Below are 22,291 nucleotides of genomic sequence, written 5' to 3'. Positions count from 1 at the left end.
TGTCTGGCGGCCGCGTCGAGAGCTTGATTTCGGGCCGAACTGGCACAGATTGGTCCTGGTAGACGCGGGCGCAGGAACGCTGCTGGGACCCGCACGGTCTCCATGAACACCGTTTCTATGGCACATGCTTTCCCTACATAGCGCCCCTCCGGCAGCCGCGTTTGCTGCAATCTAATGGGCCTGTCCGGACCGCTGCCCATGAAACGCACCACCACCATTCCCACGCCGCCGCCCGATGCCGCGCACCTGCCGGTGCCGGCCGACGTGCCGGCGGGCAATGGCTGCGCCGATGACCGCAATTTCGTCACGGCGCTGGCGCGCGGCATGGAGCTGCTGCGCGCGTTCGGGCCGCAGGACGATTACCTGGGCAATGCCGAGCTGTCGCGGCGCACGGGCATTCCGCGTCCGACGGTGTCGCGGCTGACCTATACGCTGGCCACGCTGGGCTACCTGACCTATATCGCGGCGACCGAGAAATACCGGCTGGGGCAGGGCGCGATGGTGCTGGGGCACCGCTACGTCGGTGGCGCTGGCATCCGCGAGATCGCGCAGCCGCTGATGCAGTCGCTGGCGTTCGCGACCGATTGCACGGTGGCGCTGGCGATGCCTGACCGCCATGCCATGGTCTATCTGGAAAGCTGCCAGCCGCGCGGCGCGCTGGTGATCCGGCTGGCGCCGGGCGCACGCCTGCCGATGGCCACCTCGGCGATCGGGCGCGCGTGGCTGGCGGGCCTGGATGCGGATCATCGCGAGGCCGCGCTGGCGGAGCTGGCGCGCCACTATGGCGCGCGCTGGCCGGCGGTGCGCGCGGGCGTGGAGCGCGCGCTGCGCGACCATGCGCGGCGCGGCTTCTGCGTGGCGCATGCGGAATGGGACCGCACTGTCAGCGGCGCCGCCGCGCCGCTGCGGCTGGCGGGCAGCAGCGAGGTGCTGGCGCTGAATATCGGCGGCGCCGCGGCGCGGCTGTCGCCGGAAATCCTGGAAGCCAACCTGGGCCCGCGCGTGCGCGAGCTGGCGCAGACCCTTCAGGCGCGGCTGTGGCAGCCTGGCGGCGCGCGCGCGAGCGCGCGCTTTGCCTCGGCGCAGCCGGAACCCGAACCCGGCGCGGCGAAGCGGGCCTGATGCATCCGGCCGCAGACGCCGGCATTCGAATTCAACGAGGAGACCATCCATGGAAGTACGCAACAAGACCGTCGTGGTGACCGGCGCCGCTACCGGCATCGGCCGCGCGCTGGCACTGGCCTTTGCCCAGGCCGGCGCGCGCGGCGTGGCCGTGGCTGACCTGAACGCGGCCGGCGCCGCCGCGGTGGCGGCCGAGGTCCAGGCGGCGGCGCGCGCTTGCCAGGTGTTTACCCAGCCGGTCGACGTGGCCGACGCGGCCGCGGTGCAGGGGCTGGCCGACCTGGCCACCCAGCGCTTCGGCCAGGTCGACATCTTTTGTTCCAACGCCGGCATCATCCTGCGCAAGGGCCTCGACGCCAGCGCCGGCGAGTGGCAGCGCATCTGGGACATCAACGTGATGGCGCACATCCATGCGGCCAAGGCGGTGCTGCCGCAGATGCTGGAGCGCGGCGACGGCTACTTCGTCAACACGGTGTCGGCGGCGGGCCTGCTGTCGCAGATCGGCTCGGCGCCTTACGCGGTGACCAAGCATGCCGCCATCGGCTTTGCCGAGTGGCTGTCGATCACCTACGGCGAGCGCGGCATCAAGGTCAGCTGCATCTGCCCGCAGGGCGTGCAGACCAATATGCTGTTCGGCGAGAACGGCGAGCGCAAGGGCTTCCTGCAGGAAGGCTCGGTCACCGCCGGGCATGTCGCGGCGGTGACGCTGGAGGGCGTGGCCGACGAGCGCTTCCTGATCTTGCCGCACCCCGAAGTGCTTGAGTACTATCGCCGCAAGGGCCAGGACTACGACCGCTGGCTGCGCGGCATGCGCCGCCTGCACGACAAGGTGATGCAGGAGTTCGGCGGCATCGCGGTCTGAAGCGGCGGGCAGCCTGGCAGGTTCCGGCGGCGGCATTGCCGCCGCCTTCACAATGCGCGCGGCCACGCAGCCGTGCGCAACCGGAGGAGCATCCCATGCGTTTCGGTACCGTTGCCGCGGCGGCAGTGCTTGCCGCATCCTTCCTTGCCGGCCCCGTCGCCGCGCAGGCACAGGGCTATCCCGCCAAGCCCATCCGCATCGTGGTCGGCTTTCCCACCGGCGGCGCGCCCGACACGCTGGCGCGCATCGTCTCGGAGAAGATCTCGCCCGCCTGGGGCCAGCCGGTGGTGGTCGACAACAAGCCCGGCGCAGGCGGCAATATCGGCGCCGAGGCGGTGGCGCACGCGCCCGCCGACGGCCATACGCTGGCGCTCGGCACCGTCGGCACGCATTCGATCAACGGCGCGCTGTACAGCAAGATGCCGTACGACATGGTCAAGGACTTCGCGCCGGTGATCCTGATCGCCTCGACGCCCAACGTGCTGGTGGTCAACCCCGGCGTGCCGGCGAAGAACGTGGCGGAGCTGATCGCGCTGGCCAAGGCCAAGCCGGGCGGACTGACCTTCGGCACGCCGGGCATCGGCACCTCGCCGCATGTGGCCGGGGAAATGTTCAATGCGATGGCGGGCGTCAAGATCACGCATGTCCCGTACAAGGGCCGCGCCATGGCCATCCCCGACCTGCTCGGCGGCCATATCACCATGATGTTCGACAACCTGCCGTCGGCCCTGCCGGTGGTGCGCGAAGGCAAGCTGCGCGCGCTGGGCATCACCAGCGCCAGGCGCTCGGCGTCGGCGCCCGATATCCCCACGCTGGCCGAGCAGGGCTTGCCCGGCTTCGAGGCGGATTCATGGTTCGCGGTGTTCGCGCCGGCGAACACGCCGAAGGAGGTGGTGGCCAAACTGAATGCCGAGCTCAACCGCATCTTCACGCTGCCCGAGGTGCAGGCGAAGTTGAAGACGCTGGGACTGGATCCGGTGCTGGGCACGCCGGAAAAGCTGGCCGCATACCAGCGCCAGGAAATCGCCAAGTGGGCGAGGGTGGTGAAGGAGTCGGGGGCGAAGGCGGAGTAACCCCATTTACCACCGGCCTTCCAAACTGCCGCTTGCGTACTCCCTCTCCCGCTTGCGGGAGAGGGTTGGGGTGAGGGCGGGAGCATCCACGAAGTGAAGGCTGTCGCTATCGCACGCGCCTGCCCTCACCCCCGGCCCCTCGCCCGCAAGCGGAAGAGGGGAGCAAACAAGCGGTATCGGCACAGTCGGTGGTGTGGGTGCCCCGTCACCCGGCTACCAGGACGCTACGCATCCGGCTCCACCGCCCCCCGCCCCACTGTCTCGCCACCGGCATCGCGCAAGCGGCTCAGGCTGATCATCGCGCCCACCGCCGCCACGCCCGCCGCCACGTACAACGCAATCCGCGCCGCGCCCGCCGGCGACAGGCTGAACAGCAGCGCCACCAGTGCCGTGCCGGTGGTCTGCCCCAGCAGCCGCGTGGTCGCCTGCGCGCCGCTGGCGCCGCCGCTGCGTTCGGGCGGGGTGGCGCCGATCATGGCGCGGTTGTTGGGGGACTGGAACAAGCCGAAGCCGGTGCCGCACATGGCCATGCGCCATGCGATGTCGAAGCCGCCGGCGTCGGGGCCCAGCGTGGCCAGGCCGATCAGTCCGCCCCCCAGCATGGCCAGCCCGATGCCGGCGAGGATGCTGGCCGGATAACGGTCCGACAGCCGGCCCGAGACCGCCGCCATTACCGCCACCATCAGCGGCCACGGCGTGATCAGCAGGCCGGTCTCCCGCAGCGAGCGGCCGAGCTGGTATTCGAGAAAGAACGGCAGCGCGATAAAGGACAGCATCTGCGTCATGAACGAGCAGAACGAAGTCCCCACCGCAAGCGCAAACGCGCGGCTGGCGAACAGGTCGACCGGCACCAGCGGCGCGGCGCGGCCGCGCTGGCGCCGCACCAGCAGCCAGCCCAGCCCGAACGCGAGCGCCACGCCGGCGCAGCCGGCCAGGCGCCAGCCGGGTTGGCCGAGGCCGTCGACGCTCAGGATAAACATGCCGAACACCAGCGCCGACAGCAGCGCACTGGGGTAGTCGAAACCGCGCGGCTGCGGCGGCGTGTGCGGCAGCGCGGTGCGGCTCAGGGCCAGCGCGGCGATCGCCACCGGCACATTGACCGCGAACAGCCACGGCCAGCTCGCCACCGCCAGGATCAGCGCCCCCAGCGACGGCCCCACGGCGATGGTCACGCCCACCACCAGAGCATTGAGGCCGATGCCACGGCCCAGGCGCGTGGGCGGGTAGATAAAGCGCACCAGCGCGGTGTTGACGCTCATGATGCCGGCGCCGCCGATGCCCTGCAGCACGCGCGCGGCCACCAGCATCGGCAGGTTGACCGACAGCGCGCACAGCAGCGACCCCACCAGGAAGGTCGCGAGCCCCGCGCGGTAGACCCGCTTGTAGCCCAGGATGTCTCCCAGCGACGACAGCGGCAGCAGGCATACGGTCACCGTCAGCTGGTAGGCGTTGACGACCCAGATGGTGCTGGCGGGATCGGCATGCAGTTCGCGCGAGATCGAGGGCAGCGCGATATTGGCGATCGAGCCGTCCAGCACGGCCATGATCAGGCCGAAGAAAACGGTAAGGATGGCCCAGGTGCGCTGGGGCTGGGGCAGGCCTTGTTCTGGCGGCATGAGGGAGACATTGGAGACAATGGCGCGCCCGGGTCGGATCGGCCAGGCGGGCCACGGCGCGGCGTTGCCATTATGGTCGCGCGTCGGGCTGCTCGCAAATCCGCCAATTGTGGTAATGCGGTGCTGCTAGGGCCCCGCCGCGGCGCCCAGCGCGTAGCGTTGCAGCCGCTTGTACAGGGTGTCTGCCGCTTCGGCCATGGCCGGGGCCCAGCCGGGGGCCGCCTCGCACAGTGCCTCCAGGTCCCGGCATTCCCTGACGATGGACTGGCGCCGCACGATCATGAAGGCGCCCGCCGCGGCATGCACCCAGTGGCGCAGGCCGGCCAGGTCCTGCTGCGCGAGGATGCGGGCCAGCGCCGGCAGGTCTTGCTGCAGCTGCCGGCGCAGCATGTCTTCATAGCGGCGGCGCGGGGCCAGCGCCGCGCTGGCCGGGTCGCGCGCTTGCGCGCGGGCGCCGGCATCGGTGGTGGCATCGGTGGCGGCATCGGTGGCGGCGCTAGGCAGCCCGCGCAGGCAGGCGTCCAGCTCCTGCAGCGAGGCCGGCTTGGCCAGGTAGCCGGAGAAGCCGCGCAGGCGCCAGTCGTGTCCGGGATCGCTGCATGCCACCGCGCTGAAGGCGACCACCGGCAGGCCCGGATACTTCGCCTGCACGGCGTGCAGCAATGCGTGGCCGTCCATTTCGGGCATATGCAGGTCGGTCAGCAGTGCGTCGACGCGGGTGTGCTCCAGCACCGCGAGTGCCTGCCTGCCGCTGCCCGTGACGATCGGGTGGCAGCCGATTGCGTGCAGCTGCTCGGCGACCAGCGACTGGTTCAGCGGGTTGTCCTCGGCCACAAGGATGGTCAGGGGCGCCGCGGCGGGCGCGGGCAGTGGCGGCGGTGTTGACGCGGGCATGGGCCGCGCCGCCGGCTGCGTCGCGCCGGTGGCGGCCGCCACGGCATCGAGCAGCGCGCGATGGCTGAACGCCGAGGCCTCCACCATGCCGGGGCCGCGCTGGCGCGGGCGGTGCGGGCCGTCGGCGCTCAGCCACACCAGCGGCGCGGACTGGCGCAGCGCATCCAGCGCGGCTGGCGCAAAGTCTTCGGTCGCAACCACGGCAGCGGGCGCGTGGCGCTGCACGCTTTCCTGCGCCGCGGCGATGGAGGCCACCGCCTCGGTGTGCCAGCCCGCGGTCTCGAGCCATGCCTCGATCGACGCGCCGGCGCGTTCGTCCTGCGCCAGCACCAGCACCTGGCCGCTGTGCGCCACGCTGGCGGCCGCGGGCGCGTGCGGCCCGGCATCGGCCCGCGCCAGCGGCACCGACACCGTGAACGCACTGCCCACCTCCGGCACGCTGTTCACGGCGATGCTGCCGCCCATCAGTTCGCACAGCCTGGCGCAGATCGACAGCCCCAGCCCGGTGCCACCATAGCGGCTGGCGGCAGCGGCATCGCCCTGCACGAACGGCTGGAACACGCGCGCCGCCAGCGCCGGCGCCATGCCGATGCCGGAATCGCTGACGCTGCAGACCAGCCGCTGCATGCCATGCGCATCGGCCTGCAGCTCGCCGCTCAGCGTGATGCGGCCGCTGGCGGTGAACTTGAAGGCGTTGTTCAGCAGGTTGTTGAAGACCTGCACCAGCCGCGTGCGATCGCCCACGACTTCCGTGTCCAGCGTCGGCGACAGCTGCAGGCCGAAGCGCAGCGGGCGGCCCGCTACCATGGGCGCAAAGGCCAGCGCCAGGCTCTCCAGCGCCTCGACGGGACGGAACGGCGCATTGACCAGCGTCAGCTGGCCCGCGTCGATCTTGGAGAAGTCCAGCACATCGTTGACGATGCGGCGCAGCGAGCCGGCGGCGGTCTCGAGCGCGCGCAGCCGCGCCGCGTGCGGCTCCATGCCGCCACTGCGCGCCAGCAGTTCCAGGTTGCCCAGCAGCGCGTTCAGCGGCGTGCGGATCTCGTGGCTCATCGCGGCGAAGAAGGTCGAGCGCACGCGCAACAGCGCTTCGGTGGCCTGCTGGGCCGAGCGCAGTTGCTGCTGCAGCGCCTCTTGCGCGGTGCAGTCCAGCACCGCGCAGAACAGCACGGCTTCGTCGCGGTAGCGCGCCGGGGCATAGGTAAGCTGCAGGAAGCGCGGTGCCGCTTCGGCCGGGACGGGCAGCTCCGGGGCCGCGACGGTGACGCTGCAGACGGATGGGGGTCCGCCACCGGCGCCGCAAGGCTGCCGGGCCAGTGCCCCGGCCACGGCGGCAGGCAGCGGCTGGTGCGGCTGTGCCGGCAGCAGCGATGCTGCCAGCGGATTGCAGGCCAGCACGGCGTAGTCGTGCTGGCGCACGATGCACAGGCCGACCGGCGTGGCACTGACCAGCACCTGGTTCATCAGCTCGCTTTCCAGCGCGCGCCGGGCCTCGGCATGCGAGCGCCGCAGCAGGTGCCGGCTCCAGTAACGCGCCGCGAGCACGATGGCACCGGTGAGCAGCAGCATGGCGGCGCCGAGCACCGCCAGTTCGGCCGCCAGCGCCTTGCCCAGCAGCCGGTATGGCAGGTGGTAGACCAGCAGGCCAAAGCCGGGCTGCAACGGCTGCACCAGCACCACGCCGGAGCGCGTCAGGCGCAGCGCATGGTGCGGCAGGCCGCGCACCCGCGCGACGAGGTCGCGGGCGCTGGCCGAGGTGAGCGTGCCGGCATGCGGCCACGCGTCGATCAGGCGGTCATCATCATTGAGCAGCGCCAGCCCGGCGTGGTCCTGCGGCGGCGTCAGTCCGGCCAGGAACGCCCGCACCGGCACGCAGGCGGCCACCAGCATGGCGGGTGAGTCGCCGGCATAGGCGGCGCCGGCCAGGACCATGATCGGGCTGTCGTCCACGGGGTCGGGCAACGGCCCCAGCCAGACGGGCTGGTCGCGCGCGGGCACGGCGTGGCCGGTGCGGTCCAGCAGCGCACGGGTCAGCTGCGCGCGCGCGCCGGCCTCGTGCTGGCGGATCACGACCGCGCTGTCCTGGTCCAGCGAGACCGCGTAGGCGCCATGGTCGAGGTCGAAGGCCTGCTGCGTGGCCACCGCGGCCAGCGCAATCTGCCGCAGCCGCGCGAACTCCGTCGGCAGGCTCGCGCCCCAGGCCTGGCGCGTGGCGTCGGTAGCCAGCACATGGTAGTCCTTGCGTACGGCCTCGACATGGACGGCGGCGGCGCCGGTGCGGCGCAAGGCCTCGACGTCAGGGTCGCGCGACGGGGGCGCGACCGCGGCGCGCAGATGGTAGCGGATGCTCAGCGCGGAGCGGCGCACGAACGAAGCTTCGTTATGCAGGCGCTGCGACACCGTGCTGACGTAATGCGCGACCTGGCTGCGCCGATAGTCCAGGTGCTGTTCCGCCGCCAGCCCGGCCAGCAGCGTGCCTGAGCACAGCACGATGGCGATCAGCGCCGCGATGGTCACCGAGTACAGGTGTTGCTGCCGGCGGGCCTGGTCGGCCAGCGCGTCGAAGGTGCTGGCGAGGGTGTCGCGGGTGCGGTCGGGGTCTTGCTGCATGGCCCGGGGCGGTCAGATCAACCCGCTTTCATAGGCGTAGCGGATCAGGCCGGTATTGGTCTGCACGCCCAGCTTGCGCATGGCCACGGTCTTCTGGCTGGAGATGGTGCTGACCGAGCGGCCCAGCTTGGCGGCGATCTCGGTCAGCTGCGCGCCCTGCGCATAGAGCCGGATGACCTCGAGCTCGCGCTGCGTCGGCTCGCGCGCGGGCGTGCCGGGCAGCGCCGCGCGCTGCAGCACCGCGTGCACCGCGGGCGAGCAGAAGCAGCCCCTGCCGAAGGCAGCGTGGGCGCACGCGCGCACCACTTCCTCGAGCGGATCCTCCTTGCTGACGAAGCCGCGCACGCCCAGCTTGATGGCACGGCGGACGATGGCGGCATTGGAGCGGGCGCTGATCACCACCACCCGCGTCGCCGGATGGCGCCGCGCCAGCCGGCTGAGCAGGTTGAAGCCGTCCAGCGAGGCATCGCCGAGACCCATGCAGAAATCGGTGATGGCGATATCGGCCGGGTGCCGCGCCAGCATGCCGAGCAGCTCGGTGCCGTTGCGGCATTCGGCACTGATCTGTACGCGCGCGCTGCGCTGCAGGCAGTCGCGCAGCGCGGCCACCACCAGCGGGTGGTCGTCGGCCAGGGCAACGCGCAGGACTTGGTCGTTCATGGGCAATCTCCGGGTGAGACGGCAACCGGGTTTCGGCCGGTGTCGCGGTGCGGTGGCGTCATCACAAGACTCGGATTCTGGCCAGATTCCCCGCCTCGCTGAATCGGAATTCCGCTAGTTCACGGATGTCGCGCCGATCGCGCCGATGACCGCTTCCGGCCAATGCAATGACATCTCTGCAAGATAAGCGGCGGGCCACGCCGGCTTGGCCCGGGTTTGCGCAGCATTCCCGCACTTGTCTTGCGATACAGCCATTGCGGGAGATCAATGCACGGCAAAGTGCCGCGGTGGCGACATCGCGGGCCGTGTCCCGGCGGAGCGGAATTTTGGCGCTTGGCGGCGCGGACCGCTGTCCTAGAATGAAGCTGACACGCGCCCCGCGGCGTGTGCACCGCGTGGGGGAATGCCATGCCCGTCTATCAATACCGCTGCGAGAAGTGCGGCCATGTGTTCGAAAAAACCGAACATCTCGCGGAACATGCCTCTGCCCATCCACCGTGCCCGAATTGCGGCAGCCAGTCCGTGCAGCACGCACCGGCGCCGTTCGTGGCGGTGACCCAGCGCAAGAGCTGAGTCTCGAACAACAAGATCCCAGTAGGGTGCGGACGCGCCGCCGGCCGGCTGCCGGCGCGTGTCCTGCTTCATGCGTGGCGCCTGCGGTGCCACGCGCGTTCGCGCTGCGCGCAAGCGGCGATCTCAACCTTGACGGAGGATGCCATGGCAACGAGACCGTTCACTGAATTTCCCGCCGACGAGCAGCAGCAGGTCGTGGACGCGTGCAGGCATGTCGGGCTGGCGGCGGAGATGTTCGACATCAGCGACGAGGGCGATGACGCCGGCGCGCGGCGCGTCAGCGTTCGCCGCGTCGGCACCGACAAGACCAGCGTCTATGAAGCCGGTGCCGGAACGGCATGGATGGAGGAGTTCGAGAGCGACCTGGAGTGCGGCCTGTACGGGCCGGTCACGGTCTAGCGGCGGGACCGGCGCGGCTCAGTGCCTGCCACGCTCGCCGGTGCGCGACACCACCGACGCGCCGGCGATCAGTTCCTTGAGCAGCGCCAGCGAGGCCGCGCCGCCGGTGCGGTAGGGATCGAGCTCGGCGCGCGCGGAGAACTTGAGCAGGGTGGCGGGATTGAGCCGCGCCGCATTGACCTGCCCCATCGCCCAGCCGGCAAAGTCGCGCGTGCAGGTTTCCTCGAAATGCAGCAGGGTCACGTCGTGGTGGCGCGGATCGCGCGCGATCGACTGGTACAGCTGCGATACCTCCTGCCGGTCGCCTTCCAGCGCCTGGAGGAAGATGCCGTTGCCATGGCACAGCACCCCGGTGATGCCGTGGCGCGGATTGCGTTCCAGGCTGGCGGCGAGGATGGCATCGAGCAGGGCGGCATCGATGGCCTGGCGGGCACGGCTGGCATAGAGCAGGCGGACAAGCATGGTCGTGGCGCTCGGTGGTGGCGGCAGGGCCCGGGCCGCTAGCCGCGGTTATGGTTCAGCAGCGTGAGGAATTCTCGGCGCAGGCTGTCGTCCTTCAGGAACGAGCCGCGCATCACGCTGTTGGTCATCTTGGCGTCGGTGTCGCGCACGCCGCGCCAGTGCATGCAGAAGTGCTCGGCCTCCATCACGATGGCGAGTCCGTCCGGGCTCATCTTCTCCTGCAGCAGGTCGGCCACCTGCGCCACCGCCTCTTCCTGGATCTGCGGACGGCACATGATCCATTCGGCCAGCCGCGCGTACTTGGACAGCCCGATCAGGTTGGAATGCTGGTTCGGCATCACCCCGATCCACAACTTGCCGATGATGGGGCACAGGTGGTGCGAACAGGCGCTGCGCACGCGCAGCGGGCCCACGATCATCAGTTCGTTGAGCTGGCCGACGTTGGGGAATTCCGTCACCGGCGGGGGCTTGGCATAGCGGCCGGCGAAGATTTCCTTCAGGTACATCTTGGCCACGCGGCGCGCGGTTTCCTGGGTGTTGTGGTCGTTGTCGACGTCGATCACCAGCGCCCGCAGCACGTCGTGCAGCCGGGCCTGGACCTCGGCCTGAAGCTGCTCCATTTCACCTGGCTCGATATAGCGGGCGATATTGTCGTTGGCGTGGAAGCGCTCGTGCGCGGCCTCCAGCCGCGCGCGGATGCGGGCCGAGACGCTGGCGCCCGGATGGCCGGCCCTTTCGCCAGCGACTTCGCCGGCGTTGCTGTCCTGTGCGCGGTGCGCTGCGTCCTTGCTGGTCATGGATGGGGGTGGTGGTGGCGTGAATGGCTGCGCAGCGGGGGTGTGCCGGATTCACTATATGGCAGATGCCCTGGCCTCACAACCTGCGCGGTGTCTGCAAAACGACGTCGTGGTGGGCCGGATACGCCACAACCGAGGCGCTTTCCATGAAGAGTTCGTGACATCGCCCAAGCCCGCAACGCACGGCGTCGACAAGCCCACATAATGTCCGCACAACACCCAGGCAGCCCGTCGCAGGCTGCCGGCACCCGGCCGCGGCCAAGCGCGGCCTGACGCTTTGTCGGGATCCACCTCATCATGCCGATCGCCTTTCCGTGCAGCAGCCTGATGTTGCTCCATGTGGTGACAGTGCCGGTGCCGGCCACGCCGGTGGAGGCCGGCGTGGCGGAACACCATGCCAGTGCCGTGCGCCACGGCGCGGCCGGCCTGCGCCGGCCCTTGGCGCCGGCAGCGCGCAGCCCCGCGGCGCAGCTGCCCGCCAGCCGCTGAGGCCGGCGCCTAGAGCATCAGCAGCGCCAGTGCCGGCAGCATGGCCGCCGGCATCACCACGGCACCCACGCGCAGGAACTGGCCGGCGCTGACCATATGCCCCTCGCGCCGCAGCGCCGTGAGCCACAGCAGCGTGGCGAGCGAGCCGGTGACCGACAGGTTGGGGCCAAGGTCGATGCCGACCAGCACCGCGCCGCTGACCGCGTGCGAGGCCTGCCCGGCGGCCAGCGCCGAAGCCGAGATCAGTCCGGCCGGCAGGTTGTTGACGACATTGCCGGCCAGCGCAACGACCGCGCCCACGCCCAGCAGCGCCAGTGCGCCGCCGTCGCGCGAGGCGGCCGCGACCGCGTCGGCCAGCTGGCGGATCACCACGGTCTGCTCCAGCGCCGCCACCAGTACGAACAGGCCCGCCACCATCGGCAGCACGCTCCACGAGACCTCGCGCAGCGTCGGCCACAGCAGTTCGCGCCGGGTAGCGCAGACCAGCAGCAGCGTGGCCACGCCCGCGGCGCAGCTGGGCCAGCCCAGCGCGTTGCCGCGCAGCGAGGCCACCAGCAGCACCAGCCCGGTCAGCACGATGCCCAGCGCGCTCATCCACGCCTGGCGCGACAGCGGCGGCACCGGCACGTCATGGGCGATGGGATCGGCCAGCGCCGCGCGCTGGGTCCACCACAACGCCGCCAGCGTGGCCACGATCGCGGCCAGCGACGGCAGCGCGAAGCTGGCCAGCCAGCCGGCCAGCGGCGGCATGCGCTCGCCGAAGATCACCAGGTTGGCCGGGTTGGAGATCGGCAGCACGAAGCTGGCGGCGTTGGCGATAAAGGCGCAGGCGTACAGGTAGGGCAGCGGATGGCGCACCCGCGCGGCGCGGGTGGCGGCCAGCACCGCCGGCGTCAGCACCACGGCGGTGGCGTCGTTGGACATGAACGCCGTCACCAGCGTGCCGAAGCCGTACACCAGCAGAAACAGCCGCGGCGCCGAGCCGCGCGCCTGCCGCACGGCAAGCGCCGCAACGTGGTCGAACAGGCCGGTCTTGCGGGCCAGTTCCGAGATCAGCATCATGCCGGCCAGGAACAGGTACACGTCGTAGCCGCGCAGCACCGCGGCGAAGGCCTCGGGCAGCGCCATCAGGCCGGTGGCGCACAGCAGCACGGCGCCGCCGGCGGCCCAGAAGGCTTCAGGCAGGCGGAAGGGGCGGAACAGCACGCCGGCGGTAGTCAGCGCGGCGACCGACCAGATCAGCAGTGGGCTGTGGCTGGACATCGGTTTCGGAAGGGAAGGCGGGAAAGCGGCAAGTCTACAGCGGGTGTTCGGCCGGCGCTGCCGGCGTGGCGGCGGCTGGGGCCGCGCTGGTGACGGGGGTGGGAGCGGCCGGCGCGGAGCTGCCGAGGTTGCTGGCGACCGGATCGGTCGGCTGCGGACCGGCCGGCGTGGTGGCTGGCGTGGTGGCTGGCGTGGTGGCCGGCGCCGCGGCCGGCGCCGGCGGCGGGAAGCCGATCGAGGCGATGCCATGGCTGCCATCGGCATGCTCGGCGTACATCCAGTCGCCGCCCGCCTGCACCACGTCGGCGGGCGCCTGCACGTCGGCCTCCGGCACGCCGGCCAGGCGCCCCTCCATGTAGGCGGCCCACACCGGCAGCGCGGTGGTCGCGCCGAACTCATGCTCGCCCAGGCTGCGGTTGTCGTCATAGCCCATCCACGCCACCGTGACCACGCCGCCGGCATAGCCGGCGAACCAGCCGTCGACCGAGTCGTTGGTGGTGCCGGTCTTGCCGGCCAGGTCGTCGCGGCGCAGGTAGCGGCGCACGCCGGCGCCGGTGCCGGCCTCGACCACGCTGCGCAGCAGGCTGTCCATGACGAAGGCGTTGCGCGCGCTGATCACGGGCGGCGGCGCCGGCCGCTCCTGCGCGTCCTGGCCGGCGCTGAACAGCACGTTGCCGTCGCTGTCGGTGATGCGCTCGATCAGGTAGGGCTCGACGCGGTGGCCGCCGTTGGCGAACACGCCATAGGCCGCGGCCAGGCGCAGCGGCGAGGTGGTGCCGGTGCCCAGCGCCAGCGGCAGGTAGCGCGGCAGCCGCCTGGGCGAGAAGCCGAAGCGGCTGGCGAATTCCACCGCATAGGGGATGCCGATCGCCTGCAGCGTGCGGATCGCCGGCAGGTTGCGCGATTCGGCCAGCGCCTGGCGCACGCTGATGGGGCCGACAAAGCGCCCGTCGTCGTTGCCTGGCTGCCAGCGCGAACCATTCGGCAGCGGCGCGTCGTTGATCAGCGTGCCGGGCGACACGCCGCGCTCCAGCGCGGCGGCATAGATGAAGGGCTTGAAGGTCGAGCCCGGCTGGCGCAGCGCCTGGGTGGCGTGGTTGAAGCGGCTGGCGGCGAAATCGGCGCCGCCGACCATGGCCTCGATCGCGCCGGTGCCGGGGTCGAGCGAGACCAGCGCGGCCTGCGGCCCTTGCGACAGGTCCTTGACGAACTTGCGGTGGCGGCGCGCGTAGCGCTCCAGCCCGCCATGCACGGCGTCATGCGCCAGGGTCTGGCGCACCGACGATACCGTGGTGTAGATGTTCAGGCCGCGCGTGTAGGCCTCTTCGCCGAAGCGCTCGCGCGCCAGCTGGCGCGCCAGTTCGGCCACGTACCCGGCGTGGCCGGCAAAGCTGCCGGGGCTGTCGTCGCTGATCGCCAGGCGCGCGGCGCGGGCCTCGCGGTAATCGTCCTGGCTGATCATGCCCAGCGCCAGCATGCGCCCCAGCACATACTCCTGGCGCCGCTTGGCGCGTGCGAAATTGACCACCGGGTTGATCGTCGAAGGCGCCTTCGGCAGGCCCGCCAGCATCGCGGTCTCGGCCAGCGACAGCGACGCCAGCGGCTTGCCGAAGTACGCGTGCGCGGCGCTGCCGAAGCCATAGGCATGCTCGCCCAGGTAGACCTGGTTCATGTACAGCTCGAGGATGCGGTCCTTGGGCAGCGCGTGGTCGATGCGCCAGGCCAGCAGCATCTCATACCACTTGCGCGCCAGCGTTTTCTCGCGCGACAGGTAGAACGCGCGCGCCACCTGCATGGTGATGGTGGACGCCCCCTGGGCGTAGCCCTGGCCAAGGTTGGCCAGGGCGGCGCGGAACAAGCCGGCGAGGTCGATGCCCTGGTGCTGGTAGAACTGGTCGTCCTCGGCCGCGAGCAGTGCCTGCACCATTGGTCCAGGGATCTGCTCGAAGGGAATGAACTCGCGGTGCTCGCTGCCGAACTCGCCGATCTGGACGTGGTCGCTGGTGTAGATGCGCAGCGGCACATCGGGCCGGTAGTCGCGCAGCGCATCGACGGGGGGAAGCTGCCGCAGGCTGACCACGGCGGCAAAACCGGCCAGCAAGGCACCGGCGGCAGCCAGCGCCAGCGCGGCGCCACCTGCCTTGACTGCGAATTTTTTCATGGGCCGCATTTTAACCGCTGCCACCGGCCGGATCAGCGGTTGGCCGCCAGCGGCAGCGGATTGCCCAGTTCGTCATGGTCGACCGGCGGCGGGGGCGCCGCCGGCGCGGTCCGCGGCGCCGGCTGGGCCGGTGGCGCAGGCTCCGCCGGCGCGGGCGCGGCCTGGACCGCGGCCGCGCGCAGGTGCGCCTGGCTGTGCTGGCGCGCGAATTCGCACAGCGACAACCAGGTTTGCTCGCGCTCGATGATGGTGAAGTGATCGGTGTCAGGCACGGTCTGCAGCGCCACCGGGCCGGGCCAGGCAGCCATCAGCCGTTCCGAGCACGCGTGCGGCACCACTTCGTCGGTGGCTGCCAGCAGCACCTTGGTGCTTTGAACGACCTTTTTGCAATGCGAGATCGAGTCGAAGTGGTGGCGCATCAGCTGGCGCAGCGGCACCAGCGGAAAGCGCTTGCGCACCAGCTCGAGCAGCGAGTCGTAAGGGGTGATCAGCTGCAGGCTCTCGAACTCCTGCAGCTCGGCCAGCTGGATCGCCACGCCGGTGCCCAGGCTGCGCCCCACCACGTGCACGCGGGTGTCGGGGAACACGCGTCGCACATGCAGCAGGAACTGGCTGGCGTCGGCCACCGCGGCGCTCTCGGACGGGCGCCCGTCGGAATGGCCCAGGCCGCGGTAATCGTAGGTGGCGAAGCCCATGCCGGCGGGCAGCCAGCGCGCGTATTGCAGCGTTTCCAGCACATCTTCGCCGCGGCCCGGCAGGTAGAACAGCAGGTCGCGCACGGTGTCGCCGGGCGCATGGTAGATGTAGCCGCGCACCACGCCGCCGGTAATCCGGTGCGAATAGCCGATGATGCCGTCGGGCAGGTCGCGCGGCGGGCGCCGGCGCGCGTCGAACAGCAGCCGGTCCTGGTTCAGGGTCAGGTAGGTCCAGTAGCAGGCGAAGCCGCTGGCGGTCATCAGCGCGGCCGCCAGCGCGCGGCGGGTGGTCAATGGCATGGCATTCGTCAGTGGCCGCGGCCAGGCGTGGCGCGTGTGCGCCGGCCTTGCCGCCCAGCCGCGCAGCCTACCTTATTTTTGCCGGCGGCGTGGCCGCGGCGCAAGCCGGGCGGCGCAGTTCTTGTACGATATGCCTCATTCGGGCGCGCGCACCCACCGAGACGACGCGCCTTCAGGGAGCCAACCGGCATGAGCGAACAGAAGCACGAGCAATACCGCGCCGAAGAGGCGCAGGCCATGGAGCGCGTGGTTGCGGCCACGCGGCAGGTGCAGGTCGCCTTCACGGCGCTGCAGGCCCACTATCCGCCGCAGGGCAGCGGCAAGCCGTCGAAACTGGCGCTGCAGACCTTCGACGCGGCACTGCAGGCGCTGGAGGACGCCCAGGCGACCTTCGACGAGATCCTGAACGACCTGCTCGACGAGAAACGCTGAGCCGCAGGGGATGGCGCGCGGGCACCCACCGCCCCGCACGCCATCACGCCATGCGGCACCCAGGCATTACGGCATTACGGTTCCGGCTGCGCCGCCAGCCATGCCGCCTCTGCGTCGCTGAACAGCTCGGAGCGCGTCAGGAACCGTTTGCCCGTGCGCCCCTCCAGCGAAAACATCCCGCCCGCGCCCGGCACCACGTCGATCACCAGCCGGGTGTGGCGCCAGTACTCGAACTGCGCGCGCGTCATGTAGAACGCGGCGCCGCCGATCCGGCCCAGGCAGACATCGCCCGGGCCCACCAGCAATTCGCCGGCGGGATAGCACATCGGCGCGCTGCCGTCGCAGCAGCCGCCCGACTGGTGGAACATCAGCGGGCCGTGCCGCGCGGCCAGCTCGGCGATCAGCGCCAGCGCGGCCGGCGTTGCCACCACGCGCTCGACCGCTGGCGCGGCCGGCGCGGAGCCCGGGTCTGCCATGGTCAGAAAAACCCGAGCGCGTTGGGGCTGTAGCTCACCAGCAGGTTCTTGGTCTGCTGGTAGTGGTCGAGCATCATGCGATGGTTCTCGCGGCCGATGCCGGACTGCTTGTAGCCACCGAACGCGGCATGGGCCGGGTAGGCGTGGTAGCAGTTGGTCCATACGCGCCCGGCCTGGATGCCGCGGCCCATGCGGAACGCGCGCGCGCCGTCGCGGGTCCAGACCCCGGCGCCAAGGCCGTAGAGCGTGTCGTTGGCGATCGCCAGCGCCTCTTCCTCGTCCTTGAAGGTCGTGACCGAGACCACCGGGCCGAAGATCTCTTCCTGGAAGATGCGCATCTTGTTGTGGCCGGCGAACACGGTCGGCTTGACGTAGTAGCCGCCGGCCAGGTCGCCGTCGAGCACGTTGCGCTCGCCGCCGCTGAGGCACTGCGCGCCTTCCTTGCGGCCCAGGTCGATGTACGACAGGATCTTTTCCAGCTGTTCGGCCGAAGCCTGGGCGCCGATCATGGTGCCGGTGTCGAGCGGATGGCCCTGGCGGATCGCCGCGACGCGCTTGAGCGCGCGCTCCATGAAGCGGTCGTAGATCGATTCCTGGATCAGCGCGCGCGACGGGCAGGTGCAGACCTCGCCCTGGTTCAGCGCGAACATGGCAAAGCCTTCCAGCGCCTTGTCGAAGAAGGCGTCGTCGGCCGCGAGCACGTCCTCGAAGAAGATGTTGGGCGACTTGCCGCCCAGTTCCAGCGTGACCGGGATCAGGTTCTGCGAGGCGTACTGCATGATCAGCCGGCCGGTGGTGGTCTCGCCGGTGAACGCCACCTTGCTGATGCGCGGGCTCGATGCCAGCGGCTTGCCGGCTTCCAGGCCGAAGCCGTTGATCACGTTGACCACGCCCGGCGGCAGCAGGTCGCCGATCACTTCCATCAGCACCAGGATCGAGGCGGGGGTCTGCTCGGCGGGTTTCAGCACCACGCAGTTGCCGGCGGCCAGCGCCGGCGCCAGCTTCCAGGTGGCCATCAGCAGCGGGAAGTTCCACGGGATGATCTGGCCGACCACGCCCAGCGGCTCATGGAAGTGGTAGGCGATGGTGTCGCCGTCGATCTCGGAAATGCCGCCTTCCTGCGCGCGGATGCAGCCCGCGAAGTAGCGGAAGTGGTCCACCGCCAGTGGCAGGTCGGCGGCGCTGGTCTCGCGCACCGGCTTGCCGTTGTCGATGCTTTCCGCCACCGCCAGCAGCTTCAGGTTGGCCTCGATGCGATCCGCGATGCGGTTCAGGATGTTGGCGCGCTCGGTGGTCGAGGTGCGCGCCCACGCGGCCTTGGCGGCGTGCGCGGCATCCAGCGCGGCGTCGACGTCCTGCTGGTTGGAGCGCGGCACGCGCGTGAACGGCTTGCCGGTGATCGGCGTGATCGACTCGAAATACTCGCCGCCGGCGGGCGGCACCCACCGGCCGCCGATGAAGTTGTCGTACTGCTGCTTGTAGGGATTGCTGACGCCCAGCTGGGCGATTTCCGCCATGTCCATGTCTCGCTCCGTTCGAGTGATCTGTGTGGTGTCGTCACGGCCGGGGCCGTGCGCACGGGAGCAGATCGCAAGAGGTGTGCCGGGACGGGAGGGGGCGTAACAGCGGGGAAAAACCGAGGATCCGGTCGCGCAATCGGGCCAGGTGTGCCAGCGCGTGACAGCGGGTGTCCCAGATTGGAGCACTTGGTTGGATGCGCTGATGTGCGACAGGATTGGCGCTTGCCACCACCCCTCGCAAGCGCTCCCCTCTCCCGCGCAGTGGGAGAGGGGGGAAGGGCCAGAGCGTCCACGAAGTGAAGCGCGTCGGTATGCCAGCGCCTGCCCTCTCCCCCGGCCCGTCTCCCGCAAGCGGGAGACGGGAGCAAACCGGAGCGGGGCGTGGAATAGTGGTTATCAGCCGGCGCGAATATTTCCCGCAGGCTTTCCGTTCAAGCCCTGGGCCGTGCCGAGGCCGGATCGTAGGGCGCGCGCAGATGCACGCGCGCGGGCAGCAGGGCGCCGGCCAGGTCGACCCGGTAGCTGCCGGCTTCCAGCCACGCCGCATCGGCCGGCCCGTCCGCGCGCGCCAGCAAGGCCATGCCGACCGGGCAGCCCAGCGTATGGCCGAACGCGGCGGAGCTGAGCGATCCCACCGCGCGCACGCTGCCGTCGGGGCCGGTGCGCAGCACGGCCTCGCCGCCCCACAGCATGGCGTCGCTGGCGCCATCGACCGTCACCACCACCATGCGCCGCGCGGGCGCGCCCGCCTGGCGCAGCCGCAGCAGCGCTTCACGCCCGCGGAAATCGATGCCGCTGGCCAGCTTGCAGGCGAACGACAGTCCGGCCTCGAACGGGTTGACCGACGGCGACAGCTCGCGGCCCCAGGCGCGGTAGCCCTTTTCCAGCCGCAGCGACTCGATCGCGTAGTATCCGGCGTTGACCAGGCCGAGCGTGCGGCCGGCCTCATGCAGGGTCTCGTACACGCCCACCGCGAATTCGACGGGTACGTACAGTTCCCAGCCCAGTTCGCCCACATAGGTCAGCCGCGTCGCGCGCACGGTGGCGTAGCCGAGGTCGATCTCGCGCGAACTGCCGAAGGGGAAGCCCTCATTGGAGAAATCCGCGCGCGACACCTGCTGCAGCAGCTCGCGCGAGCGCGGTCCCATCACCGCCAGCACCGCGTACTGGCCGGTGACGTCGACGATCACGCAGCGCTTGTCGCCGGGGATCAGCCGCTCGATATAGCTGAAGTCGCGCGTGGTCTGCGCCGACCCGGTCACCACCAGGTACTGGTCGTGCGCCAGCCGCGTCACGGTCAGGTCGGACTCATAGGTGCCGCGCTCGTTGAGCATCGCGGTGTAGACGCTCTGCCCGGGCGGCACCGCCACGTCGTTGCTCATCACGTACTGCAGCACCGCCTCGGCATCGGCGCCCTTGACCAGGTACTTGGAGAACGAGCTCATGTCGAACAGCGCCACACCGTCGCGGCAGGCACGGTGCTCGGCGCCGCTCCACGGCAGCCAGTTCTGCTGGCCGAAGGCGTATTCGATCTGCGGCGCGAGCCGCGGCGATGTGCCCGGCGGCGCGAAGAAGTTGGGCCGCTCCCAGCCCATCTTGCTGCCGAAATTGGCGCCGGCATCGCGCAGCTGCGCATACAGCGGCGAGCGGCGGAACGGGCGCGCGCTCTCGAGTTCGCGGTTTGGCCACGGCATCGCGTAATGCAGCCCGAGCGTTTCCTTGACGCGGTCGTGCAGCCAGCTCTGGTTGCCGTTGAAGCCGGCGAAGCGGCGGATATCGACCGGCCACAGATCCATGGTGGGCTCGCCCGCGACGATCCATTCGGCCAGCGCCATGCCGGCGCCGCCGGCCGAGGCGATGCCCATCGAGTTGAAGCCCGCGCCGACGTAGAAATTGCGCAGCTCCGGCGCCTCACCCAGGATAAAGTTGTTGTCCGGCGTGAACGACTCCGGGCCGTTGTAGAACTGCTTGACCTGCGCCGTTTCCAGTGCCGGCACGCGCACCAGCGCGTTTTCCATCAGGATCTGGAACTGGTCCCAGTCATCGGGCAGCAGCTGGAACTCGAACGGCTCGGGAATGCCCTCCATGCCCCAGGGCTTGGCGTCCGGCTCGAAGCCGCCCATCACCAGCCCGCCCACTTCCTCCTTGAAGTAGATAAAGCCATCGGGGTCGCGCATGACCGGCAGGTCGGGGTGCACGCCGGCAATGCGCTCGGTGACGATGTAGTAGTGCTCGGCCGAGTGCAGCGGCACGGTCACGCCGCACATCTGGCCCACCTGGCGTGCCCACTGGCCCGCGCAATTGACGACGATCTCGGCTTCGATGCGGCCTTCGTCGCCGGACTTGTTGCGCCAGCTGACGCCGGTGGCACGGCCATCGCGGGCATGGACCGCGGTGATTTTGGTGTCCTGTGCAATCCGGGCGCCGCGGCTGCGCGCCCCCCGCGCCAGCGCCTGGGTCAGGTCGGTCGGGTTGGCCTTGCCGTCGCCCGGCAGCCAGACCGCGCCGAGCAGGTCATCGGTGCGCATCGCGGGCCAGAGCTCGCCGGCCTGCGCGGGCGAGATCACCTCGCATTCGACCCCATAGGCGCGCGCAACCGCCGCGGTGCGGCGCAATTGCGTCATGCGTTCGGCAGTGCGCGCGACCGACAGCGATCCGCATTGCTTCCAGCCGGTGCCGAGGCCGGTTTCCGCTTCCAGTTCGCTGTAGAGCTGCGTGGAGTAGCGGATCAGCCTGGTCATGCTTTCCTGCGAGCGCAGCTGGCCGACCAGCCCGGCGGCGTGCCAGGTGGTGCCGCACGACAGCTGGCCCTGCTCGAGCAGCACCACGTCGGTCCAGCCGAGCCGGGTCAGGTGGTAGGCAACGCTGCAGCCGATGATGCCGCCGCCGATGATGACGACGCGGGTTTGGGCAGGAATGGCAGGGGACATGAGGTTCAGCGCGCGGGGCGAAGGCGGTGAAGGTTGATTGCCATGGTATGCCACAAAAAGCCAACAAACAACGCAAAATGCAACAAGCAGCCCAACGCCGGGGCATCAGCGCGCCAGCTGCAGCGTGACGATGCCCAGCAGCACCAGCGCGGTCGCCACCACGCGGCGCCGGTCGAAGGCTTCGCGCAGCAGGAAGTGCCCCAGCAGCGCGGCAAAGATCACGCTCGACTCGCGCAGCGCCGCCAGCTTGGCCACCGGCGCCAGCGTCATGGCCCACAGCATCAGCGCATACGAGCCCACGCGGTTGATGCCGCCGATGCCCGCGCGCTTCCATTCGGTGCGCAGCAGCGCCAGCAGCGCGGTGCCGCGGCGGGCAAAGGCATAGCCGGGCATGAACACGTGCGACATCGCCTGCAGCCAGACGATGTAGGTCAGCACCTCGCCATGGCGCTTGACCGCGGTGCCGTCGATCACGGTGCCGCCCGCCAGGCAGGCCCCGGCCAGCAGCGCGAAGCCGAGCAGGTCGGGCGCCTGCCGGCGCCAGTGCACCAGGCTGACCAGCCCGCAGCAGATCAGCGCGATGCCGGCATAGCCGCCCGGCCCGAGCCGTTCGCTGCCGCTCAGCAACAGCAGCATCGCCACCATCATCGGCGCCGAGCCGCGCATCAGCGGATAGGCCTGGCTGAAGTCGCCGCGGTTATAGGCGGCCACCAAGGACAGCTTGTAGACCACCTCCAGCGCCACCGTGGCGAGCAGGAACGGCCATACCTGCGGCGCGGGCACGGGCACCAGCAGCAGGAAGGGCAGTGCCACCAGCAGGCAGAAGGTATCGATCAGCGCCATCGACGACAGCCGGTCGCCGCCGATCTTGACGATGGCGTTCCACGACGCATGCATCAGCGCCGACAGCATCACGGCGGCAAAGGCGAGGCCGTGGAAATCGGGGGGGAGGGACAT

At 70.4% G+C, this 22,291-nt stretch carries 19 protein-coding genes; 7 read left to right on the top strand and 12 right to left on the bottom strand.

Annotation, left to right across the window (positions count from 1 at the left end; genetic code table 11):
* Positions 1–198: 198 nt before the first annotated feature.
* The 3 genes from CBM2586_RS26080 to CBM2586_RS26070 all read left to right on the top strand — a co-directional run bounded on the left by CBM2586_RS26080 (position 199) and on the right by CBM2586_RS26070 (position 3,057).
* The gene (locus CBM2586_RS26080) at positions 199–1,122 is read left to right on the top strand and encodes an IclR family transcriptional regulator (RefSeq protein ID WP_115666397.1); all 924 of its coding nucleotides are present in this window, start codon (positions 199–201) and stop codon (positions 1,120–1,122) included.
* A 49-nt stretch (positions 1,123–1,171) separates the two neighbouring features.
* The gene (locus CBM2586_RS26075) at positions 1,172–1,984 is read left to right on the top strand and encodes an SDR family oxidoreductase (protein WP_115690693.1); all 813 of its coding nucleotides are present in this window, start codon (positions 1,172–1,174) and stop codon (positions 1,982–1,984) included.
* 95 nt (positions 1,985–2,079) lie between these two features.
* Positions 2,080–3,057, top strand: a complete 978-nt coding sequence (locus CBM2586_RS26070; RefSeq protein WP_115663876.1) for a Bug family tripartite tricarboxylate transporter substrate binding protein — start codon at positions 2,080–2,082, stop codon at positions 3,055–3,057.
* 224 nt (positions 3,058–3,281) lie between these two features.
* Here CBM2586_RS26070 and CBM2586_RS26065 read toward each other — a convergent pair whose 3' ends face one another.
* The 3 genes from CBM2586_RS26065 to CBM2586_RS26055 form a co-directional block, all read right to left on the bottom strand.
* Complete coding sequence (locus tag CBM2586_RS26065) at positions 3,282–4,673, bottom strand: MFS transporter (protein ID WP_115690691.1); 1,392 nt, start codon at positions 4,671–4,673, stop codon at positions 3,282–3,284.
* 126 nt (positions 4,674–4,799) lie between these two features.
* A complete protein-coding gene (locus CBM2586_RS26060) occupies positions 4,800–8,177 on the bottom strand; it encodes an ATP-binding protein (protein WP_115690689.1) in 3,378 nt (1,125 codons plus the stop codon).
* A gap of 12 nt (positions 8,178–8,189) precedes the next feature.
* Complete coding sequence (locus CBM2586_RS26055; RefSeq protein WP_115663879.1) at positions 8,190–8,837, bottom strand: response regulator transcription factor; 648 nt, start codon at positions 8,835–8,837, stop codon at positions 8,190–8,192.
* Positions 8,838–9,245: 408 nt separating this feature from the next.
* On the opposite strand from CBM2586_RS26055, the gene CBM2586_RS26050 reads away from it, so the two are divergent.
* Positions 9,246–9,410 carry an FmdB family zinc ribbon protein gene (locus CBM2586_RS26050; protein ID WP_018008406.1) on the top strand — a complete coding sequence of 55 codons (165 nt, stop codon included), beginning with the start codon at positions 9,246–9,248 and terminating at the stop codon, positions 9,408–9,410.
* 144 nt (positions 9,411–9,554) lie between these two features.
* Entirely contained in the window at positions 9,555–9,809 is a 255-nt protein-coding gene (locus tag CBM2586_RS26045) for a hypothetical protein (protein WP_115663880.1), read from the top strand.
* 18 nt (positions 9,810–9,827) lie between these two features.
* On the opposite strand, the gene CBM2586_RS26040 is transcribed toward CBM2586_RS26045, so the two are convergent.
* Both CBM2586_RS26040 and folE read right to left on the bottom strand, forming a co-directional pair.
* Positions 9,828–10,271, bottom strand: coding sequence for a BLUF domain-containing protein (locus CBM2586_RS26040; RefSeq protein WP_115663881.1), 444 nt, complete (start codon positions 10,269–10,271; stop codon positions 9,828–9,830).
* Positions 10,272–10,309: 38 nt separating this feature from the next.
* Positions 10,310–11,068 (bottom strand): GTP cyclohydrolase I, encoded by a 759-nt coding sequence (gene folE / locus CBM2586_RS26035; RefSeq protein WP_115690687.1) that lies wholly within the window; start codon positions 11,066–11,068, stop codon positions 10,310–10,312.
* 297 nt (positions 11,069–11,365) lie between these two features.
* Here folE and CBM2586_RS26030 point away from each other — a divergent pair, with 297 nt between their 5' ends.
* Positions 11,366–11,557 carry an arsenite efflux pump ArsB gene (locus tag CBM2586_RS26030; protein ID WP_115663883.1) on the top strand — a complete coding sequence of 64 codons (192 nt, stop codon included), beginning with the start codon at positions 11,366–11,368 and terminating at the stop codon, positions 11,555–11,557.
* A gap of 9 nt (positions 11,558–11,566) precedes the next feature.
* On the opposite strand, the gene CBM2586_RS26025 is transcribed toward CBM2586_RS26030, so the two are convergent.
* Genes CBM2586_RS26025 through CBM2586_RS26015 form a run of 3 tightly spaced genes read right to left on the bottom strand, consistent with a single transcriptional unit; the run spans position 11,567 to position 15,976 of the window.
* Positions 11,567–12,820, bottom strand: a complete 1,254-nt coding sequence (locus CBM2586_RS26025; RefSeq protein WP_115690685.1) for an arsenic transporter — start codon at positions 12,818–12,820, stop codon at positions 11,567–11,569.
* A 34-nt stretch (positions 12,821–12,854) separates the two neighbouring features.
* On the bottom strand, positions 12,855–14,981 hold the full coding sequence (locus tag CBM2586_RS26020; protein WP_115690683.1) for a penicillin-binding protein 1A: 2,127 nt from the start codon (positions 14,979–14,981) through the stop codon (positions 12,855–12,857).
* A 32-nt stretch (positions 14,982–15,013) separates the two neighbouring features.
* Positions 15,014–15,976, bottom strand: coding sequence for an alpha/beta hydrolase (locus CBM2586_RS26015; RefSeq protein ID WP_115690681.1), 963 nt, complete (start codon positions 15,974–15,976; stop codon positions 15,014–15,016).
* Positions 15,977–16,165: 189 nt separating this feature from the next.
* Between CBM2586_RS26015 and CBM2586_RS26010 the strand changes: the two genes are divergently transcribed.
* A complete protein-coding gene (locus tag CBM2586_RS26010) occupies positions 16,166–16,408 on the top strand; it encodes a hypothetical protein (protein ID WP_010812795.1) in 243 nt (80 codons plus the stop codon).
* A gap of 74 nt (positions 16,409–16,482) precedes the next feature.
* Here CBM2586_RS26010 and CBM2586_RS26005 read toward each other — a convergent pair whose 3' ends face one another.
* From CBM2586_RS26005 to CBM2586_RS25990, 4 genes are all read right to left on the bottom strand, one after another.
* Positions 16,483–16,884, bottom strand: a complete 402-nt coding sequence (locus tag CBM2586_RS26005; RefSeq protein WP_115690679.1) for a DUF779 domain-containing protein — start codon at positions 16,882–16,884, stop codon at positions 16,483–16,485.
* A gap of 2 nt (positions 16,885–16,886) precedes the next feature.
* The gene (adh, locus tag CBM2586_RS26000; protein ID WP_115663887.1) at positions 16,887–18,407 is read right to left on the bottom strand and encodes an aldehyde dehydrogenase; all 1,521 of its coding nucleotides are present in this window, start codon (positions 18,405–18,407) and stop codon (positions 16,887–16,889) included.
* 428 nt (positions 18,408–18,835) lie between these two features.
* Positions 18,836–21,334 carry a GcvT family protein gene (locus tag CBM2586_RS25995; protein WP_115663889.1) on the bottom strand — a complete coding sequence of 833 codons (2,499 nt, stop codon included), beginning with the start codon at positions 21,332–21,334 and terminating at the stop codon, positions 18,836–18,838.
* 105 nt (positions 21,335–21,439) lie between these two features.
* Positions 21,440–22,291: an EamA family transporter gene (locus tag CBM2586_RS25990; protein ID WP_115663890.1), complete on the bottom strand. Its 852-nt coding sequence runs from the start codon at positions 22,289–22,291 to the stop codon at positions 21,440–21,442.

Source organism: Cupriavidus taiwanensis (genome assembly GCF_900250115.1).
Classification (GTDB): domain Bacteria; phylum Pseudomonadota; class Gammaproteobacteria; order Burkholderiales; family Burkholderiaceae; genus Cupriavidus; species Cupriavidus taiwanensis_B.
The sequence above is the reverse complement of the archived record's forward strand: the minus strand, read 5'-3'. Positions and strand labels throughout refer to the sequence as shown.

Excerpts from the sequence above, each read along its gene's own strand:
- CBM2586_RS26080 (WP_115666397.1), top strand. The coding sequence starts at position 199 with ATGAAACGCACCACCACCATTCCCACGCCGCCGCCCGATGCCGCGCAC.
- CBM2586_RS26075 (WP_115690693.1), top strand. The coding sequence starts at position 1,172 with ATGGAAGTACGCAACAAGACCGTCGTGGTGACCGGCGCCGCTACCGGC.
- CBM2586_RS26070 (WP_115663876.1), top strand. The coding sequence starts at position 2,080 with ATGCGTTTCGGTACCGTTGCCGCGGCGGCAGTGCTTGCCGCATCCTTC.
- CBM2586_RS26065 (WP_115690691.1), bottom strand. The coding sequence starts at position 4,673 with ATGCCGCCAGAACAAGGCCTGCCCCAGCCCCAGCGCACCTGGGCCATC.
- CBM2586_RS26060 (WP_115690689.1), bottom strand. The coding sequence starts at position 8,177 with ATGCAGCAAGACCCCGACCGCACCCGCGACACCCTCGCCAGCACCTTC.
- CBM2586_RS26055 (WP_115663879.1), bottom strand. The coding sequence starts at position 8,837 with ATGAACGACCAAGTCCTGCGCGTTGCCCTGGCCGACGACCACCCGCTG.
- CBM2586_RS26050 (WP_018008406.1), top strand. The coding sequence starts at position 9,246 with ATGCCCGTCTATCAATACCGCTGCGAGAAGTGCGGCCATGTGTTCGAA.
- CBM2586_RS26045 (WP_115663880.1), top strand. The coding sequence starts at position 9,555 with ATGGCAACGAGACCGTTCACTGAATTTCCCGCCGACGAGCAGCAGCAG.
- CBM2586_RS26040 (WP_115663881.1), bottom strand. The coding sequence starts at position 10,271 with ATGCTTGTCCGCCTGCTCTATGCCAGCCGTGCCCGCCAGGCCATCGAT.
- folE (WP_115690687.1), bottom strand. The coding sequence starts at position 11,068 with ATGACCAGCAAGGACGCAGCGCACCGCGCACAGGACAGCAACGCCGGC.
- CBM2586_RS26030 (WP_115663883.1), top strand. The coding sequence starts at position 11,366 with ATGCCGATCGCCTTTCCGTGCAGCAGCCTGATGTTGCTCCATGTGGTG.
- CBM2586_RS26025 (WP_115690685.1), bottom strand. The coding sequence starts at position 12,820 with ATGTCCAGCCACAGCCCACTGCTGATCTGGTCGGTCGCCGCGCTGACT.
- CBM2586_RS26020 (WP_115690683.1), bottom strand. The coding sequence starts at position 14,981 with ATGAAAAAATTCGCAGTCAAGGCAGGTGGCGCCGCGCTGGCGCTGGCT.
- CBM2586_RS26015 (WP_115690681.1), bottom strand. The coding sequence starts at position 15,976 with ATGCCATTGACCACCCGCCGCGCGCTGGCGGCCGCGCTGATGACCGCC.
- CBM2586_RS26010 (WP_010812795.1), top strand. The coding sequence starts at position 16,166 with ATGAGCGAACAGAAGCACGAGCAATACCGCGCCGAAGAGGCGCAGGCC.
- CBM2586_RS26005 (WP_115690679.1), bottom strand. The coding sequence starts at position 16,884 with ATGGCAGACCCGGGCTCCGCGCCGGCCGCGCCAGCGGTCGAGCGCGTG.
- adh (WP_115663887.1), bottom strand. The coding sequence starts at position 18,407 with ATGGACATGGCGGAAATCGCCCAGCTGGGCGTCAGCAATCCCTACAAG.
- CBM2586_RS25995 (WP_115663889.1), bottom strand. The coding sequence starts at position 21,334 with ATGTCCCCTGCCATTCCTGCCCAAACCCGCGTCGTCATCATCGGCGGC.
- CBM2586_RS25990 (WP_115663890.1), bottom strand. The coding sequence starts at position 22,291 with ATGTCCCTCCCCCCCGATTTCCACGGCCTCGCCTTTGCCGCCGTGATG.